Source organism: Rhodococcus sp. NPDC057529 (assembly GCF_042802055.1).
GTDB lineage: Bacteria > Actinomycetota > Actinomycetes > Mycobacteriales > Mycobacteriaceae > Rhodococcus_F.
The window spans coordinates 1-19,640 of the sequence record NZ_JBHVEY010000026.1 but is presented as its reverse complement, the minus strand read 5'-3'; the positions used below and the strand labels follow the sequence as shown (position 1 = coordinate 19,640).

At 63.3% G+C, this 19,640-nt stretch carries 11 protein-coding genes and 1 pseudogene; 8 read left to right on the top strand and 4 right to left on the bottom strand.

What is annotated here, in order from left to right:
* The first annotated feature begins 2 nt into the window (after positions 1-2).
* The 5 genes from ACFU5V_RS35580 (at position 3) to ACFU5V_RS35560 (ending at position 10,377) form a co-directional block, all read left to right on the top strand.
* Positions 3-2,513, top strand: a complete 2,511-nt coding sequence (locus tag ACFU5V_RS35580; RefSeq protein WP_378705140.1) for an ATP-binding protein — start codon at positions 3-5, stop codon at positions 2,511-2,513.
* On the top strand, positions 2,510-4,789 hold the full coding sequence (locus tag ACFU5V_RS35575; RefSeq protein ID WP_378705137.1) for a hypothetical protein: 2,280 nt from the start codon (positions 2,510-2,512) through the stop codon (positions 4,787-4,789). Before ACFU5V_RS35580 ends, ACFU5V_RS35575 begins: the two co-directional genes overlap by 4 nt.
* Positions 4,789-6,441 (top strand): peptidoglycan DD-metalloendopeptidase family protein, encoded by a 1,653-nt coding sequence (locus ACFU5V_RS35570; protein WP_378705135.1) that lies wholly within the window; start codon positions 4,789-4,791, stop codon positions 6,439-6,441. The genes ACFU5V_RS35575 and ACFU5V_RS35570 overlap by 1 nt, the downstream gene beginning before the upstream one ends.
* 1,400 nt (positions 6,442-7,841) lie before the next feature.
* Positions 7,842-9,137 carry a Rep protein gene (locus ACFU5V_RS35565; protein ID WP_378705133.1) on the top strand — a complete coding sequence of 432 codons (1,296 nt, stop codon included), beginning with the start codon at positions 7,842-7,844 and terminating at the stop codon, positions 9,135-9,137.
* Between the two features lie 232 nt (positions 9,138-9,369).
* On the top strand, positions 9,370-10,377 hold the full coding sequence (locus ACFU5V_RS35560) for an acyl-CoA dehydrogenase (protein ID WP_378705130.1): 1,008 nt from the start codon (positions 9,370-9,372) through the stop codon (positions 10,375-10,377).
* Positions 10,378-10,775: 398 nt separating this feature from the next.
* Here the strand turns inward: ACFU5V_RS35560 and ACFU5V_RS35555 are convergent.
* The 3 genes and pseudogenes from ACFU5V_RS35555 to ACFU5V_RS35545 all read right to left on the bottom strand — a co-directional run.
* Positions 10,776-11,036, bottom strand: a pseudogene (locus ACFU5V_RS35555) (alpha/beta fold hydrolase); the annotation flags it as partial.
* A 165-nt stretch (positions 11,037-11,201) separates the two neighbouring features.
* Positions 11,202-11,462, bottom strand: coding sequence for a Txe/YoeB family addiction module toxin (locus ACFU5V_RS35550; protein WP_072948949.1), 261 nt, complete (start codon positions 11,460-11,462; stop codon positions 11,202-11,204).
* Positions 11,459-11,710, bottom strand: coding sequence for a type II toxin-antitoxin system Phd/YefM family antitoxin (locus tag ACFU5V_RS35545; RefSeq protein ID WP_005569061.1), 252 nt, complete (start codon positions 11,708-11,710; stop codon positions 11,459-11,461). The genes ACFU5V_RS35550 and ACFU5V_RS35545 overlap by 4 nt, the downstream gene beginning before the upstream one ends.
* A 1,030-nt stretch (positions 11,711-12,740) precedes the next feature.
* On the opposite strand from ACFU5V_RS35545, the gene ACFU5V_RS35540 reads away from it, so the two are divergent.
* The 3 genes from ACFU5V_RS35540 (at position 12,741) to ACFU5V_RS35530 (ending at position 18,303) form a co-directional block, all read left to right on the top strand.
* Complete coding sequence (locus tag ACFU5V_RS35540) at positions 12,741-14,267, top strand: DEAD/DEAH box helicase (RefSeq protein WP_378705128.1); 1,527 nt, start codon at positions 12,741-12,743, stop codon at positions 14,265-14,267.
* Between the two features lie 1,493 nt (positions 14,268-15,760).
* On the top strand, positions 15,761-17,197 hold the full coding sequence (locus ACFU5V_RS35535; RefSeq protein ID WP_378705125.1) for a TerD family protein: 1,437 nt from the start codon (positions 15,761-15,763) through the stop codon (positions 17,195-17,197).
* Positions 17,198-17,862: 665 nt separating this feature from the next.
* On the top strand, positions 17,863-18,303 hold the full coding sequence (locus ACFU5V_RS35530; RefSeq protein ID WP_378705315.1) for an excalibur calcium-binding domain-containing protein: 441 nt from the start codon (positions 17,863-17,865) through the stop codon (positions 18,301-18,303).
* Between the two features lie 580 nt (positions 18,304-18,883).
* Here the strand turns inward: ACFU5V_RS35530 and ACFU5V_RS35525 are convergent.
* Positions 18,884-19,540 (bottom strand): hypothetical protein, encoded by a 657-nt coding sequence (locus ACFU5V_RS35525; RefSeq protein WP_378705123.1) that lies wholly within the window; start codon positions 19,538-19,540, stop codon positions 18,884-18,886.
* Positions 19,541-19,640 lie beyond the last annotated feature (100 nt).

The window sequence follows — 19,640 nt, the reverse complement described above, 5'->3', positions numbered from 1 at the left end:
CTATGGAACAGCCGACGCTGTCAATGGCCGCGAATATCCGGTGGACGAAGTCCGGCGTTGTCTGGGCGGACTACGTGCTCACGGGCATCGACTACGGTTACCGCCCCGACGTGGACAAGCGCACTGCTCGTACCCTGCACACGATGCTCGTCCGCGCCCTTCCGGGCGAGTCACTGTTGATGGGCATCGCAGCATCGTTGAGCGCCGAGGCCGTCGTTTCCCGAATGACCGAAGGCGTCGACCTCGATGCACACCCGGACTGGGCAACCGAATGCGAAGCAACTCTCGACTCGATCGAGCTATACCGCCCGGGCCAGCGGATCTACTGGCTGAGCATTCCGCTGACCACACCCAAAGTCGTCGATCAGGTCAAGGCCGCGGCTCATTCGGCCTGGACCACACTCTCCGACTACATCGGGCTGCCGCGGACCGCAATCGACGATGACGAGATCCGGGCCCGTGTCCGGCAGGCCAACCGGATCATGGCCGACATCCCCGGTGTCTTCGATGCGCAACCTGCCACTCCCGCTCAGATGGTGTGGCTGTGGCAGCACGCGATGACGCGCGGACTGCATATCGACACTGACCTGCCGGACGCAGCCGTGACGCCAGGAGCAAAGTCAGGTGCCGCCCTGTCCGCATGCCGGATCGACGAGGGCGCCCAATCGGATCGAGAGAAGGCCTCGGGTTGGCGAGGCAAGCTCCCGACGTTCAGTCGTGTCCTGAAAGTCGACAAGCCGTACGAAATCGTCGACCACCCTGCCTCCTACCAAGTGCTCCTCGCGCTCGCTGACACCCCCGCCGGTGGCGTCTATTTCCCCGGCTCGGAGTTCTTCACCCTCGCTGACGACTTCGGCGATATCGATGTCGATTTCGCCGTCCGGCTCAAGGTCACCGCCGGTACCGATGTCATGCGAGCGAACAAGCGCGCGCTCGAGAACCTGAAGGAGCAGTACGAACAGCGGGAAGGAGAGTTGGCCGGCGGCCAAGGTGTTCTCGACCTCGCTGCCGCCGCGTTGACCGAATACACCTCGTTGCTCGAGACGAACCGCGATGAGGTCGAGGTTGCCTGGACGGCGTTATTCGCGGTAGGAGCTGATTCCGAGGAGCGCGCACTCGCTGACGCGAAGGCATTGGTGAAAGCGTTCGAACAGCAGGAATACAAGGTGGTCGCACCGGTCGGCTACCAGGAAGACCTGTGGTGGGCGATGTTGCCTGGCGTTCCCACATCGAAGATCGTCCGCGAGTTCGCCCAGATCACCACGTCGACGCATTTCGCGGCGTACATGCCGTTCATTCGCAACGATCTCGGCGATGGCAGTGGTCCACTGTTGGCACTGAACATCACCACCTCTCGGATCGGTGTGGTTCACCACGACGTCACCGGAAAGTCCCTGCGCGACCAGTCCGGATCCTTCGCGGTCACCGGTGAGCTCGGATCGGGCAAGTCGGTCACCATGAAGGTGATCGCCGGCCAGGTCGTCGACTGCGGGGGGCAGGTCATCGGTATCGACCAAAGCGATCTCGGCGAGTACGCCAACTGGGCCCGCGCCGTCACCGAGGCAGTCGTGGTCGACCTCGTCGAACCCGAATACAGCATGGATCCACTGAGGATCTTCGACGCCGGGGTCGCAGCAGAAATGGCCCAGTCCGTGTTGTTGACACTGCTCCGGATCCAGCCATCCTCAGACCTGGGCATCGCCTTGGCGAAGGCGCTCGAGCCCGAGTACCGCGCAGAGCACCCCTACCAGGGTTTGGGCGAGCTGACCGAACACCTCCTGTCCGGTGCTTGCCCGATCGCCCACGCCCACGAGCTCGGCGAAGCGATGAACGTCTACGCCCGCCGCACCTACGCGGCGGCACTGTTCGGCACAGATCTACCCCCGCTGCCCATTACTGCTCCCGGCATCATTTTCCGCACCCACAAGGTCGACTTGCCGACCCAGCTGCAGACCGAGAAGCAGCACCTCTACGAGAACCTGCCGCTGGAGAAGCGATTCGGTCACGCGGTGTACACCCTGATCGCGAAGGTCGCCCGCGGACAGTGCTTCGCCGACCCCGACCAGATGGCGCTATTCCTCGTCGACGAGGCACACCACCTCCTGAGCGCCGACGACGGAATCGACATCGTCGAGGACTTCGTGCTGCAGGGCCGCAAGTCCTCGGCCGCCGTGGGACTCGGCGACCAGGACTGCGCGTTCGGCACCCCGAAACTGCGCGGACTGATCAAAACCCGCATCGCGCACCGTCATACAGACGACACCCTCGCCAAGCGCGCCATTGAATGGCTCGGCCTCGACCCGGACGACGACGGACTGGTCAAGCAATACATGGAGCAGACAGCTCCGGTCACCGGAAAAGACAAATACGTCGAACCTCACCGCCGCGGTGAAGGCTACATGCGCGATGGCAGCGGAAACGTCGGTCGTATCAAGACGCTGCTGCCGGCAACCGAGTCTCGCCGAATTGCAGTGTCGACCACTCCGAAGGACACCAAGCTGGTGAAATCATGACCGCGGCCGCGGCACCCTCCCGTGAACGGGAGGTGGTCGGCACCCCCGAACCCCGGGAGTATTTCAGTGTCCGCGCCGCGGCCACACGCTCACTGCTGTGGCTTGTCACCGCATGGATTCCGCAATCCTGGCTGACCGCACTGATACACCTGACCCGTCCGGTAACCCGCTGGCTGTGGGCACGCTGGTGGAGCCGGCTACTCATCCGCCTCATCGCCGGCTGGCACGCGGCCGGCGCCATCTTGATGATCGTGGCCACCCCGGCTCTCGCCGATCCCGCCGGCGGCGGCGGTGCGAACCCGTTCTTCGCCTGGATGAATCTGAAAGATTCGCACGGCATCGACGCGTGGAGCTACTTCCTGTCCATCGACAAAGGCAACGCCTCGGTGGGCGGCGGCTGGCGCATGATCTGGGCGTACATCATCACCCTCGAATACGAGGTCTTCCGCTTCCTGATGGCAACGGCCATCTGGTTCATCACCTGGGTGCTCTCGTTCGAATGGCTCGACCTGATCCTCACCCCCGTGCGCACCATCGCCGACTCGGTCACCTCCATCACCAACCAGTTCGCGCTGACCCCGCTGATGCTCACAGTCGCCGGACTCAGCGTCGCCATCTGGATCATCCGCGGCCGATTCTCCACCGGAATCTACGAGCTCCTCATGTCCTGCGTCATCGCGGCCGCGGCCGTGGGCGTTCTCTCGAACCCGGTCGACCGGGTCCTCGGCGACGACGGGCTCGTGCTGTCGGCGCGAGATGCGGGCCTGGAAGTTGCCTCAGGGCTCGCGAACGGTGGTGATACCAGCGGAAACCCGCAGACCGAGATCGACACGATCGAATCGAAACTCATCGATACGTTCATCCGCCAACCAACGCAACTGATCAACTTCGGAGTCGTTCTCGACGCCCCGGAAAACAACGGGAAATGCGCCAAAGAGTTCGACGCCGCGTACCTCGCGACGCCCAAGGAACCTGGACTCGCGGACAAAGCGCAGGACGTCGTCTCCGAGGTCGCCCCTGGGGCAGGCGTAGCCCTTGACCTGATCAATCCCGACGCGAAACCGGAAGACCGCGTCAAAGATGCCATCGCCACATGTGAGGGGGAGGACGGGCCGATGAAGGCCTATGCCGACAACCCCGGTCCCGGACAAGCAATGGGCCTGTTCTTTTTGAACTTCGCCGGCGCACTCCTCATGGCCTTCGCGATCTACCTCGCCGGCCGATTGATCATCGCCGCAGGTGTCTCGATCGGCAATGCCATCAAATCGATACCAGGAGTCGTCCTCGCCATCGCACCCCCGATGCGCGGGCAGTTCTGGCGGACCATTGCCAACGCCGCAATGGCGTTGCTGCAGATGATCTTCGCCATCGTCTTCCTCGTGGGATACGTCATGGTTGTCGAGGATCTCTTCGCTGCAGACGAATCGAACCTGATCCGCACGGTGTTCTTCGTCGACATCTTCCTGGTCACCGCACTTCTCCTCTTCCGCCGAGCGGTCAAGGGAATGAAGCGAATGTCGGACAACCTGGCAACAATTCTGGCGAAACGGCCCAACGCCGCACCGACCGCCATCAGTCGCTCGACGCCCACCACAGCGCGCGACATCGCTGCGATGGCCGCCAACGGACGCCACATGTACCAGGGCGGAAAGGCCATGGTGAAGGGGGCAGGAGCACTAGCGAAGAAGTCCGGCACTGCCGCGGCAACGACCGGAAAAGTCGCCGCCGGAGCCACGTCGACCGCAGCAACCGGCGGGGCGGCTGCAGTGCTGGTTGCCGGACGGGCCCTCTCCTCGACGGCGAAGCGAGCGAAGAACAAGGTCGACTCGATCGCCGATCCCGACAGCTACCCGAAGTCCACCTCCGGCGCTGTCAGTGCCCAGACCAGTCGTGGAACCGCCGCGACGAACGCTGCTGCCGACGCTGTCCGGAGTCGACTGTCGAAAACGGCGGTGTCGGACAAGGCCGGCATCAAGCACCCCATCGGGGTCGCCCCGTCATTGCCGGTCGACCACCCTGGCCAGGTCCGTGCCTCGGCCACGACAACCAGTGGTCCGGACGGTCGCCGATTCCGCGAATTCACCACCACATCTGGGGCGCCGGTGATGTTGCCGACTACACCGAGCCGCACCCTCCGACCAGCCAGACCCGTCTCTCCTGAATCAGGGATCCCCAACGGTTCAGGGTCGAAGACTGCTCAGCTGCTCGCTGCCGCCGCGCAGTCCGGATCCGCGCCGGTGGTCAAGCCAAGCGCACTGGCCCACCGAGCTCGCTGATGACGCTCCTCGACACACCACCGTCGACCCCGGATACACAGGACGGCATCTCGAAAAAGTGGTGGTGGCTGCTCGCCGGCATACCCGCCTTCGCCATGGTCATCATGATGGCTCCGATACTGGTCATCCTCGCGACGACCGGCAGTGACACGAACTGCGGCCAACCTGTGCCAGACGCCGGGGGCGGCAGCCTCACCGGAATCAAGCCCGGATCCCTCGCGGTCCCGATAGCCGAAGGCACCTACACCATCAGCTCACCCTTCGGTATGCGCGAGGGAGGCATGCACGACGGCCAGGACTACGCAGCGCCACTGGACACCCCGTTCTACGCCGCCGGCGACGGCGAAGTCATCGCCGCAGAGCCCGCCGCCGGCTACGGACACTGGATTCGGATCCGGCACACCATCAATGGCCAGATCGTCGAATCCCTCTACGGGCACATGCAGGCCTCCGGAGTCCTCGTCCACACCGGAGACAAGGTCACAGCGGGCCAACTGATCGGCAAGGTGGGCAGCGAAGGACAGTCGAGCGGACCGCATCTTCACTTCGGCATCTACCCCGGAGGCTGGTCACTGGGCGGCGGAGTAGATCCCATTCCGTGGCTCACACAACAAGGAACCATCTCGCCCAATGGCGGACCAGCAGAGCTGGTCACACATACCGATTCCACCGGTGGAGATCTACCGCCGCTGCCCGCCGATAAAGGCAGCGAAGCGCACATGCAGGTCGACTCGATCCGCGTCATGCGCACCATCGCGGCAGCTTTCCCCGAGATCACCACCATCGGCGGATGGCGCCCGACGGACGACGTCGCCCAGGACCACACCGACGGGCGCGCGGTCGACATCATGATTCCCGACTCCGCGAGCGCCCAAGGGAAGGCGCTCGGCGACAAGATCGCCCTGTACCTCCAACAGAACAAAGCGGCCCTCAACGTCGAGTACTTGATCTGGCAACAGCGTTACTGGGATGGCACCGGTGACTGGTCACCGATGGAGGACCGCCACGGCTACACTGCAAACCACTTCGACCACGTACATGTGACACTCAAGGGCGGCGGGATGCCGACCGTCGACACCCACTACGGCAGCGCTCCGGGCCGTACGACCACCACCGGGCCGTGCCCGCCCGAGGACGGTGATCAGACCAAGTTCGCCCCTGGCAGCATCCCGCCGCAATACACCAACGCTGTCTCGGCCGCTGGGTCACTGTGCCCAGAGGTGAGTCCGGTTCTCGTTGCCGGCATCGTTCAACAAGAGTCCGGGTTCAATGAGAAGGCTGTCAGCACAGGCGATGGAGTAAACCAGGGCGGCGCCGAAGGAATGAGTCAGTTCATGCCGGGGACCTGGAAGGCATTCGGTACGGATTCTGGTCTAGATCGAGACGGAAACACGGAACCACCGAACGCTGCCGACCCGTTCAATCCGTACGACGCGATCGCCTCGGAAGGGCGCTATCTCTGCCACATCGCCGACTACCTTCGACCGCATCATGACAGCGGGGCCGTCCGCGGCGACTTCACCGATCTGATCATCGCCGCCTACAACGGCGGGGAGGGTGCCATCGTCACCTACGGCGGGATTCCGCCATTCGCCCAGACCCAGGCATACGTTCCCGCCGTCCGTCAGCGCATGACGAAGTTGGCAGCCTGATGCCCGCCCGGAACGTTATTGCCTCAGAACGATCAATGTCGCTTGTGTGCAGCCAATTGCCGGCACGATCGCCGGCCGGATACCGATCGCATCTTGCGATCGGTATCCCGTCTCGTGCCCCCGGCAATCACTCAGAACGATAAGAGCGCCGCAACGGGTATGCACTCGCGGATCAGTCAGAGGCGAACGGAAACCGCTCGGCGCACAGAGGCTTGCTCGTCACGGTACCGGGTTGATGAAAGGCGACGGAGGCGAAGGGAACCGTCCAGGCTAGTGTGTGGGATTGCGAAGTCAGCAATTCGATGAGACGCAATGCCTGGGACATTTCACCTCTGGATGGGCTCGGCGGGGCACAGAAAGTTGTTGCCTGAGCGCGAGAGAATCCTCCAGCGGCGCTTGCGCTCCACCCTTGCTCTCTCCGTTGCGCTGTGTGGAGCGTATCGCACGTGTCAAGGGCTGGTTGGTGAATCCAGTTGTTGTCATGGCTCACTGCATCTGAGGTCGACTCGGTGAATCTGATGCATCTCGGGAACAGGATGTCGTTTCTCATCAATTTCGTTGAGTCGGGACAGGTGTCTTGCCACGCCACCACTCCATCACGGCGGTTGCACACCATCTGCTAGGCGGGATTCTTTGGGACAGCTGCGGAAGACTCCACGTGAAGCGATGCCGCACGGCAGTGATTAGAAGGTTGCAGCGTTCGTGTCACACACGTCCCCCTTCCAGGATCTTCCTCCGAGTATGGGAGAGCAGTGGGCGACGAAGTTGAGTGCAGCCCACATGGGAGAGGAGCAGCGTGGAAATGCGTTCTGATTGGCGAGTAGTAGCCGCAATTTTCATGACGGATAAGCAGTCCGGCGCGTCGAGTGGAAGACTGCGGGCCGCCGAATACAGACCAGCTGCCGGTTCTAGGGAACTCGGGTGACCATGCAATCTTTCGGCTGTGAAGGGTTATGCGATCCCACGGCGGCGATCATCGGGCAGATCCGCTCGGTCCCAGCCCCACAGCGGCTATCTCTTCCCTCCAGCCCGCACCGCATTCGGCTTGACCACTTCGACCACAGTCCATCTTGACACTCTGCGATGCACTAGGCCGGCCATGGCGAGTCGGCACCCAAACCTGCCCATAGCGAGGCGATGCCCCTGACCCAAACCACCGCGCGACCCCGATGATCAAACTTCATTTCGTAGACCCTCAGAGACACGAAAACCCCCTTGGTGGGGTGGCTTCGGATTCACGAACCGCTCCGCGGCATGCGTTGAGGAGGACTCGCTCGTCCTCCTCAACCACGAGGGTGAAGGCCTCGCCGAGCCGTCACATTCTCTGAGGGTGAGAGTCGGAGGTTCGCTGCTTCCGACACTCGTACTGCATTCCCCGAAGGGACCTACCTATGCCAGGTATGTCGTCTCATGCTAACGCATGCCGTAAATCAGCTTCAACACAACTCGTTTCGCCCACCGAGTCCAGGTCGTCGGCCTGCGGCGGGACGCGCATTCCGCAGTCCTCGGAAGTCGACACCTGGGAGGCGTCCGTCTACGCCGCCACCCAGGCAATCAACGAGCTCCACGAGTACAACCGCGATACCGGGCAACGCGGCAACTCCTTCACCCTCCCCACCACACCAGGATGCGAAGCCACCATCCCCGTCTGGTCCGGACGCATCGAATGGTTACGCCAGGTACGCCACCACATCACCCACAACACCATCGGCCAGGCCGCACTCACCACCCATAGCATCAGCATCGAACGCCTGATGGCCGTCGCCGCAGCCCATGCCCGATTCGCGGATTCCACCACCGGCCGTGGTGTTACCGCCTCCCGGCAACTCATCGCACACCACGCCGGCGTCTCACTCTCAGTCGTCAACCGCGCCCGCCGCGTGCTCAAAACCCTCCACATGGGCGTCGAACTCGAACGCGGACGAACACTCCGCACCCACGAATACATGGCCGCTGAAGTCCACCACGGCGGCCAACAGCACCAAGCAGCCTCCGTGTGGGCACTCAGCTCCCCGAAACACATCGTCGACACCACTCCCCCACCCGCGAGCCGACCCCAGCGGCCCCACCGCACCCGCGCCACCCGACGCCTCGCACGCCACCGCACACGACCCCAACAACCCACCACCGCAACTCATCCCCAGGCCACCGGCGCTGACACCCTATCCCCCAGTTCTTACGTTCCTACACATATTCTTTCGTTACGAAGTACTCACCAACGCGCACATGCGCGGCACGCCACATCCACCCGGCAACCTCGACCACTCCACCTCCAACGAGCAGCCGCCACCCTCGCCTCCCGCTCCCCTATTCTCGCCCACGACCATATCGGCCACATCTGCGACACCCTCCGGGCCGCGGGCATCGACACCACCCACTGGACCGGTCACGACATCGCACACACCCTCGACCGAGACACCCGAGAACGCGGCTGGACCTGGCCTACGACCGACCACATCGACGCACCCGTCGCCCTGCTCCGCTGGCGACTCACCCAGATCAACTGGACCGGGCCATCCCCCACCCAACTCCGCGCCACAGCCGACGCAGGACGGCGCCGCGAGCAGGCAGCCCGCCGCACCGCGATCGCACAACGCAACGCCACACAAGCAACCCTCGAACAGCGGCAAGCCGCGCTTGCTCAGATCCGCCGAACCCTGGATCACACCACACATCAGCGAGTTGATCTCCGATGAGCCATTCGGATGGAGGTGGACTGCGCTCCTGCCGGCGCCGGGCCGCACACCAGATGATCAACCGGACGCTACTTCTGAGGGCAACAAGACGATACGGGGCTACCTGGATCATGGTTGTCTCAAGGGATCTCTCTGCCGCAGTTCGCTTCTCGTTGGCGGTCAAGGATGAACGGTACCGCCCACCATTGCACTGGGTCGGCGTGGTGCGGCGCATGATGGATACGGTGTCGACATGACTGACTGGGTACAGCAAGCGCAGCACCTCACCGACGAGGTACTGCGACCCGCTTCGGCGGAGGTGGACGGGTCGGGGATGATCCCGCAATCGCACTTCGAAACATTACGCGACCAGGGGTTCTACGGCCTCGCCTTCGCCTCCAAGGACCCCGTCACCACCCTCGCGGACGTCGGCGAGATCTTCGTCAGTGGGTGTCTGGCGACCGCATTCGTCTGGGCCCAGCACCACGGGACCCTGCTCCGGTTGCTGATGTCGAGGAACGATGCCCTCAAGGCACAATTTCTCGCCGACCTGCGAAGCGGCGCCATCACGGCCGGCGTTTCCGGTAGCGGCTACGCCAACCCGGACAACCCCCTCGTCGTCGCCACCGAAACCGACGATGGATACACCATTACTGGGCGGGCGCCGTTTGTCACGGGATGGGGCTACGTCGACGTCATCGGGGTCACCGCATTCGACACCCGAGCAGACAAAATCGTCACCTTCCTCATCGACGCGACCGCCTGCCCGAACATCGACGCGAAGCGAATCCCGCTGTCCGCGGCCGACGCATCCAACACCGTGCAACTGACCTTCAGCGAATTCGAAGTTCCCCACACTTCGGTCATCCGCGCCGGCAAACGCGGTCGAGGCGGACTCGGCGTCGCGGACCGCGCCGTTCTCCGGATCAACGGCTCCCTCGCCCTCGGCGTGGCGAGAGCATGCCTGACCGAAGCCGCCCGCATCGGACACCCCTCCTCACAACTCTGGGACACACACACCACCATCCGCGAGGCCCTCAGCAACGCGGCCAGCGGCGACGGAGACATCTACGACGCCCGCGCCCGCGCCAGCCAATTCGCCGTTACCGCCGCCAACTACGTCGCCATCGCCGCAGGAAGCCCATCCGTCCAACGCGGCGAACCCACCGAGAGGATGGTCCGGGAAGCCGCCTTCAGCATGGTCTGCACCACCACCCCGGAAATCAAGTCACGCATCCTGACCACCTGTCACCCCCTGTGAACCTACGAGACCGAGGCGCGATGACACCCGAATCGAGTGAAACGTTCACGACAGTAGCGACAAGCTGCTCACACATCCTCGGTCCCATTGCCGGCGTCCCGCTCCCGGCACGCCGTCCACGAACAGCGGGAATCCGCACTCGCACAGATCCGCCAGGCCTGCACCAAGCCCGGCCAAAGCAACACGATCTTCGATTTTTCGCAACGGGACGTGCACCCACCGACGGGAGCCCACCACGCGGGCACCCGAGTCCTCACAACGATCGTCTGCAACGAGCCCAGCGTGATGCACGGTGCATCACCTGCACCCCGGATCGTGGGTGCGACCAGTCCGGATGGCGATCTCTCTGCAATGTCTGGCACGGTCAATGCGCAACACAAGCGAATCAGCGATACACCTCAGGTGTCATGCAGGAACGCTCGAAGTCGCTCAAGCACCAGCTCAGGTCGTTGATCGACAACCCAGTGACCGACGCCGTCGACCGTCTCGAGCCGAAAACCATCTGTGTGCTCGGCATACCCGCGCAGCAGCGTCGGAGTGATCACCGGGTCCCCCACTCCGTGCAGGAACCGCATCGGAACATCAACGGAGGTATTCGCGACTTCACCGGTACGGATCAATTCTCGCGTCAGGAATGTGCGATACCAGCGCGAGCCGGCCACGCAACCAAGATGTCCCCCAACTCGGTGGGTCGGCCACACCTCAGCCACCAATCGTGCCTACTACACGCCCTCCCGAAACGCGGACAGTCGGAGCGTCATGCCAGTGGACTAGAACCATTCCGTAGTCGTTGTCGACAAGCCCCGCCGCCGTGGTGAGCGCGATCAGTGTCCGTAGTGGTAACGGCAGGCAGCAATGCGGATCTGATCATCGACAATTTTATAAACCAGCCGGTGCTCATCGGTGATACGCCGGGACCAGTAGCCCTGAAAACCGTGCTTGAGGGGCTCGGGCTTGCCGATTCCGTCATTCCCGTTGCGTTCGACATCCTTGAGTAGTGTGTTGATCCGCTTGACGATCTTCCGATCCTGCGCCTGCCACCAGACGTAGTCTTCCCACGCAGACTCGTCCCAGACAAGCTTCATTCAGCCAGATCCCGGACAGTTCCCCCGCCGGACTCCAACCGATCGATCGACGCCAGCAGCCGGCGGGCGTTCTCCGGACTCCTGAGCAAGTATGCCGTTTCCTTCAACGACTCATAGTCGTCGAGCGAAACCATCACCACCGGCTCGTGACCTGCCCGCGTGATGACGATTTCTTCCCGGTCATCGACGACGGCGTTGAGGACCTCGGCGTACCGCGCGCGAGACTCCGAGTAGGTCATGGTTCGCATTGAGCACACCTCCAGTTGTTACGTACAAGAAATTGTACGTAACCCGACATGCTTCCGCAAACGAAGGGGACGACCCACCGTGGTGCGAGCTCGAAAACGAAATTCACCCCGTGGTCCGCATCCCCTCACCGCCCGCCGATCCGGCGAGCGACTCGTCCGGACCAGGGACCGAGCGCGTCCACCAACCGCTGCGGGGCTGCGCAGCGATCCCTGGCCGACGCCCATCCGGATCGAAAATCCGAGAGTGAGGACCCGCAGCGAGACAAATGGGCGGAGCAGCTGCTGCGCAGCCTGGACGTCGCCTCCGAGGACACTCCCGTCGCGATCTGGCACGGCGAGAAGGTGCTGCGCAATCCGACGAATGCGGAACTCGCCCGCATCGTCGGTCTTCCGGTCCCAGACTCGGCCCCGGACGCGGACGCGGCGCCACCGATGCGCACCGCGGTGGCCGGCGATCCGGATACGCTGCGTGCCGTCGCGGACGATGAAGGCACCGGACGCGGATCCCAGCGCAGCGAGGGGGGTCATTCGATGCGATGCTCACGGTCGCTCTGCGTTACGACCGGGCGATAATCCTCGGATGGTCGTCGAAACTGCAGATCGAGATCGACTCCCGAGCTTCGTGGCTACGTCGCAAATCAATATAGTGTCGACAGCGTTGTAACCGTCGGCCGAACCCGAGGTTGTGGAGACCATCGACGTAGATAATCGACCTGCCGTTGCGTCGGCCCTCGCGCCCGCAGCGACAGCCCGCGATTCCTTGGCTCCAGCCGCTGCGACGGTCGCCGCCACACTGGCCGCAGTCGACGTCGTCGATCCCGTCGATTCGCCTTGGGAATAGCCTGCACTCATGGCCGCACGGAAGACCACCCAGCGACGCTCCAGTCCCAGGCGAGCCAGCGCCGCGCCGCTGATACCCACCCCGAGGCACGGGGAGCACATCTGGATCCTCGACGTTCCATACCGGGAATCCGCGCCCGGCGCCAAGTTCTACAAGGCACTCAAAGCGTATGCCTACATCGGCACTCAATTGCCTGACGAACTCGCCGTCTACGCGTCGAAACCGTACTCGTACGCTCGCTGGGTCGAAGAGGACCTTAACGGCGTGCGGCAACCGGGCGCTACCGGATTCCACAAGATGCCGCGGCCAGAACAGGTGGACGCCGCGAAGGCGATCGCGACGGCCTTTCACCACGGCAGACGCGGATTCTTGTTGGCCGACGAGCCCGGTGTAGGCAAGACCGGCAGCGCAATCCTCGGCGCGAAAGCTGCGCTGAAATTAGGGGGCGGCGACACCGTACTCATCACCGTGGACCGGCCAGCCCAGATCACCATCGCCGCGTGGCGCGACGCCCTCGCTGCGTTCGGCGACGGTGGCTATCGGTGGCTGATCATCTCCCCGGACCAGCTCAAGAAGTTGCTCGGACGCAACGGCCAACCGAAGTACTCCTTCTCCCTCGTCATCAATGACGAGGCACAGCAATTCAGGCATCTCACGGCCCAGCGCACCCAGTACCAGCGGCGCGTCAACCGCCTCGCCGCGACGCCGGAGAAGGCGCCGTTCGTCATCACCGTGACGGCGACGCCGGGTCATCACCCAGGCGAATACACCTACTTGTCTTCGCTTTTCGCGCAACTGCACGATGACCCGCCGGGCGAGTGGGCCGATCTTGGCAAGAAGCTGGTCGAGCACGGACTTCCCCTGGCTCCCGGGTGGGACAAGGGCAAATGGGACTGGAACGACCAAGCAAAGGGCTCTCAGCAGCTGCAGCATCAGGCCGTCGCCCGCGTCCGGAAATGGATGACCGACTGCGACCCGCCCGTCATGATGCATCGCGACGCGCCCTGGGGGCCGCCACCTATCGACGGCCTGCCACTCGACTTCACCGCCACCCAATGGGCTGCGTACCACCAGGACTGGAGCGAGTTCCGGAGCGCGATGAAGATCGCCCGCCAAGGGAACGACACCGCCCGCGGCCGTGCCGCCCTGATGCGGTTCCGGCAGAAAGCAGGCATGCTGAGAGCCCCGCAGACCGCCGAGTTGGTAGCCGCACACGTCGAACGCGGCTACCAGGTACTCGTCGCCGTCGAATTGGTCACCACGGCCGCCGACCCGGTAGCCAACCTCTTGGAGGAGCACGGCATTGGCGTCTCACGCATCTTCGGCGGCGGCGATCTCGAGACGGAACGCAACAGATTTCAGCGCGGCCACAACCCGGTCGTGGTGTTCAACACCGCATCTTCGATCAACCTGCAGGCGTCCGAGTTGATGGTCGACGGTTCCCGAGCCTCATCCGCACGCCGCATCGGGTTCTTCCACCAGCCTCGCTACTCCGGAATTGCCGCACGCCAAACGATGGGTCGCGCGCATCGCGACGGGCAGGTTTGCTCATGGTCACTCCTGTTCGCCACCGGAACGGTGGAGGAGCAAGCGGCTCGGATCATGATCAGTCGGCTCATGGTGACGTCAGCCAGTGTCGATGGCGATCTCGAGGCGTTCGGGAAGCTCGCGCGGCTGTTCGACGCAGACTGGCTTCCCGAACGCATCTTCGAGTAGGAATGATGCCTGGACCAGGGAATTCTGCAATCGAGAGTGAGCGGATGTACATTTCGCCCGCGAGTGGGATGACAGGTGGGTGTCCACCTCGGTGAGCAGAAGTCGTGCATGCCGAACTCCCAGAGTCCCTGCACGCACATTCCCCCACTCGGCCGGGTGTGTCCGCGTGGACACACGGCAACACTAAGCACCACACCATCGGCGGACAGCCGGATGGGGTTTCAAGGGTCCAGCTCAACCGGGGCGAACAGATGAGGACGTCTCAAGCAGTGCGGGCGCGATTACTTCCGGTGTATCCGGCAGCGGCTACGCCGACCCCGCGAATCCCCTCTTCGTCGCCACCGACACAGATGATGGACGCAACATTCCCGGCAGGCACCGTTCGTGACTGTCGACCGTCACGTAATTACGTGACGGACAAACCCCTCAACCTGGGGAATTAGATGACCGCTGATACGTGACCAGATGGGGCCTCGTCGACGTCATCGGTCCCCGCATACGACACCCGAGCACAAAAGACTGTCACCTCCTGTTGGACGCCACCGACAGTCTAGGCGTCCAGCGACGAATCTCACACATACCCTAGACCGTCGCACCCGAGCATGCGGATGGACCGGCCCACAGCAGACCACCGGTCGCCCTCCATCGCTCGCGACTCACCCAGATCAACTGGACAGGGGCCCTCCCCAAGGGAACTCCGCTCAAAGCCGACGCAACACGACGCCGCAATCCGGCACAGCAACGCCACACAAGCGTCCGTGGAGCAGGTCCGAGCCTCGCTCGCACAGATTCGCCAGACCCCGCGCCAAGACCGACCTGAGCGAGTCGATCGCCGGTGAACCGAAGTACCTTTCCCCGAATCCGAGCAGGCGGCCACACCGGGGCGCATAAGGATCATCAGCATCACGCCCGGGCGTGATGCACCGTGCATCACGCCCGCCGCAAGCGGCGGCACCAACGTCACCAGCACGGGGACACCCATGGTCTGCGCACCCGACTCCGACGGACGCAAAAGGTGGAAAGCATCGAACTAAGCGAACCACTCTCTTGGGCAAAAGCTGGCCGCTACCCGACAGATCGTCGTTCAGGCCATCCGCCCGGTTCCGCCATCGTTCCGCAGCAGTGTCCGCAAGAGCGGCCGATGACCACCGGGCCGCCCAGGCGCGGCCTTATCCACAGATCGGGTACACCCCCCGTGGGTACACTCCCCCCTGAACCCGTTCGGGTTCGCCTCGTCCCCGCGCTCGCTACGACCCATTGAGGGCGCGGGGGTTCCCCAGGCGGTTATCAGCCCGATTCGGCAAGCCGCGGCGGAATACGAAACTTCTTCGTCCTCCGGCCGATCTCTCTGCTGCGCCGCTGGCGGTCACTACGCCATCCTTCGTCGACGCGAGTCAGCAGACATATCCCGACCCATTCTCCTCGCGGGTTGTGAAAGCATGTGCGGACGGCGACTCCTTCGCCGAATTGGTGCGATGGCGAGGAGATGGTCGATGGTCGGGGTGTCCAAGGGGTCGAAGACCGATCTGATCGATGACTGCTACACGGTACGGATCGCCACCCCAGGGCCGTCCCGGACAGTGGACATTGCCGCGGTACTGCTGACCAGCCACGGCAAGGTCCGCGACGACGACGACTTCACCTTCTTCAATAACCCGAAGGCCTCCGGCGTGACTCTGCTGTCGGAAGAGACCATTGCGATCGCCCTGCACGCCCTGCCAGCGGAGATCGACCGTGTCCTCGTCACCGCCAGCACCGAGGCTCAGGGAAAGCAGTTCCGTGATGTCCCCACCCTCGCCGTCGACGTCCGAGGCACCGACCAAGCTCTCACCTTCACGCCCGAAGGTTTGACCAGCGAGACGGTCCTGCAAGTTGTCGCGCTGTACCGGCGCGGGACAGCATGGCGGCTGGACGCCATCGGCCAGGGATACAGCCGGGGTCTTGCCGCCTTCGCCACGGAGCACGGCATCGATGTCGAGTCCCCCAATACGTTCCCACCATCAAGTGGGGCCCTAGATGTCACCGCGGCCGCAGCAGCACCGCCCTCGGAGAACCCAGCGATCTGCGCAGCAAAAGGAGTGTTCGCCGCTGCCAAGGACGCATTTGTAGCGGCGAAGGCTGCAGTCGCGACTCCGACGGCACCCGCAACCCCCGCCCCTCACCCGCACCCTGACCCGGCGCCTGCGATCTCCTTCGACAAAGTGAAGGTGACTCTGACCAAGGACTCACCTAACCAGACCGCACGGATTGACTTGAGAAAAAGTCAGGGCGACCCCAAATGGGTGCTCACGGTCGGTCTCGAGTGGGATGGTCGCGGCGCCACATACGACCGCAACGGCAACGTCGCGAAATACGGCACCGGGGACCTCGACGTGTACTTCTTTTGCCGGAACGAGGAGACCAACGACTACGTCATCATCAGCGGAGACAAGGGCCACCAGGGCGACCTCAAGAAGTGGCCATTCATCCACCATCACGGGGACAGCAAAGGCCCGGGCAAAGGCAACAAGCCTGCCGTTGAGCAGGTGCGAGTACTCCCCCATGAAAACGGTGATCTGCTGGTCAACATTTATCAAAGCGTCGACAACGGATTAGGTGCCCTGGACAAGTTCGGCCGCCCCCGCGTAGCAATCCGCTACGGCCCCGCCGGCAGGAGTGGACTTCCAGGCCCGGATGCGGACGAAATTCTGGTCTATGTCGGGAACAGCAAGAACTCCTTCTGGGCGACGGTCGCTCACATCGATGTGCAAGACGGTGTGCTCACTGTCGACGGAGAAACCCGCTATAGCCGTGTTGGTACCGAACGGATGCCCGGCCTGGACGCCACAGGCAAATGGGTGCGCACTCCGCCCGATGGACCCAAAGGCCGCAGCAAGAAGCGCAACGGCGGCCGCGGGTTGGACAAGTACAGCGGACAATGCCCCAAATGAATTGGGGCAGGATAAGGTACACACGCGACTCGGGCAATCCCCGTCCGCTGGGTGAATTGACCTGAATCGTGGCCGGCGATCGACGAGCCAATCCCGTCGGGGACGTTCGATCTCACCCGCACAATCGGTCGCACGGGCGTCGGACCCACCCGAATGGACGCGACCAACGCCGAGGCCCTGCGGTACTTCGTCACCGAATTAGCCGACAGCCCATCCTTCGTCCCGCCAGCGGGTGCATTTGCCGCTGGAGAATCAGGCGCGTTGCTTATCCCGCAGTCGTGCAATGCGGACTCGCGCCGCACACCCCGGCGGGCCGCGGACCAGACTTCCACCGCGACCGACGATCACCGGGTGCGCGTCTTAGGCGGGACGGGGTCGACATCGGCGTCGGAAACTTCCGCCGCTACGATAATTTGGTGCGAAAGTAAGGAGGTAAGGACACAGCAACGTACTTGACCGACGCAGCTCTCGCGCTCGATCCCTGGCAGCATGCATTACTCAGAATCTGAAGAACGCAAAGCATTCGCGCTGGTGAGTGCTGGCGAGATGAATACCTAGCCGTAGGTCCAGGCTGTAATCGCTTTGCAGCGAACAACTCTGCTTTGTCAGTCACCTGACCGATACCAAACGCCCCGTTTGTCTGATTACATGCCGGGGTGAAGAAGATGACCCTCGGGATGGCGATCCTGGCCACCGCAGTACTCGCGACCGCCTGTGGAAGTACCGGCACGCAGTCGAGCACCACACCGACTTCCACGGCATCCGTTGCGCGGCTTGTCGATGCGTCGAGCACACGTCCAACCACCACTGCTAGCGCAGCGCCGGCCACGACCACCGCTGCAGCGCCGGTCACCACGACATCAGCCGTAGTCCAGCCCGTGGCTCCGGTCTTGCCCACCACAACTGTTGTCGTCGCACCCCCGCCGGCGCCTGCTGTAGTCCCGGCGAATCCCCCGGCGCCAGTCCAAACGGTCCCGAAACAATCGGTGAGCTACGGGTCTTGCGACGAAGCCAGGGATGCTGGCGCAGCGCCGATTTACAAAGGCGAGCCCGGCTACTCGACGAAGCTCGATCGAGACAAGGACGGCGTCGCCTGCGACAAGTGACGAACGCAGAGGCGCGGGCCACGATATCTGTAGTCCACCAGCGTAACTCGGTCAACGCGAAGTACCGCCCTACTCCGGGACGATGTAGGGGTGGGCATTCAAACACGATGAGTTCAAACTGTCCTGCGTAAGCGGACAGATTTGCGGATCTCAGCGAGCCAGCATTCTCAGCTGGGTGTCAGTCGGATGATGCACCCGGCAACCTTGAATTCCGCGCTCACAGCTCGTTGGTCGGGTCGAGGGCACGCTGGCGCCCTCGGCCCTTTCCTGCGTTGCAAGGAGCGGCTGCCGGCAATCCCCGACTTTCTCACGCGCACAGCGCGGCGGTACGCCTGTTCGGATCGCAATATGGAGCAGCGTATGTCCCGACGCAATCCCGATGCGACATCTCACACCGCCCGACAGGCTCTTGGACTCCACTCCATAGGGATTTGTCACTCACCGAGACAGACACACCGTTAGACCGTCGGATGCGCCCCAGACGCGTGGGCGCGGAATCTGAGTCCTGGCCGCGCCTCACGCGACGTGACTCACCGAGGTGAGGTCCCGGCGAATCCCTGCCCTCACAAACCTCTCACCTTCAGGGCTGGAGTTGCCAAACAAGATTTCCGGCGTTCCGACCGTTCTGAGGCGGGTTGCAGTACAACTCCCGCCCCTGGGAGTCGGCCGTGACGGCATTGGCGTCGACGCAGCTATCGCCGGGGTCCACGGGAAAGTGCGGGTCTGTGGCGACGAGCCCCTGGGTTGTCGACCAGACGTAGGCGTCGGTGAACTGAACACGGACGCAGTAGGCGGTAGTTCCGTCGTCGAGAGCGCCGATGGCGCCCTTCGGCGAGCAGTAGTCACCCACTTTGATTGTCGTCGCTTCGGACTCGGTGGCCGATTCGGGAACTTGGCTGGATTGCGGCGTCGATGCCGGAGCCAGGGTCCACGTGCCGCAGCCTTCGGATTCGAAGTACTGATCGCTGGGTTTGATGGTGACGATGATTTTGGGGGAATCGGTAAAGTCATTGGCGATGATGTCGTCGATCTCGCCGCTCGACCCACTCAGTCGTGCCCAGTAGCAGCCGTACTCGTCGGCTTCCCCATTGCCGATGTAGGTTCCGGGGGCGATGTCGGCGCCGACGACCTGTGCGCCGTCGCCGAAGGTGGTTGCCGGTTCGGCGCCGGCTACAGCGGTCCCGATTCCGACGATGGCGAGAGCGATTGCCGCGGTGCATGAAACCTTGCGAAACATGTACTTACTGATATTTCGGTAATAGGGCGTGTCGATACACGTGATTCGCGCCGCGCTGCTTGATCATTGACGAGTGGCAGGAAAGAAGACCAACTCCGGC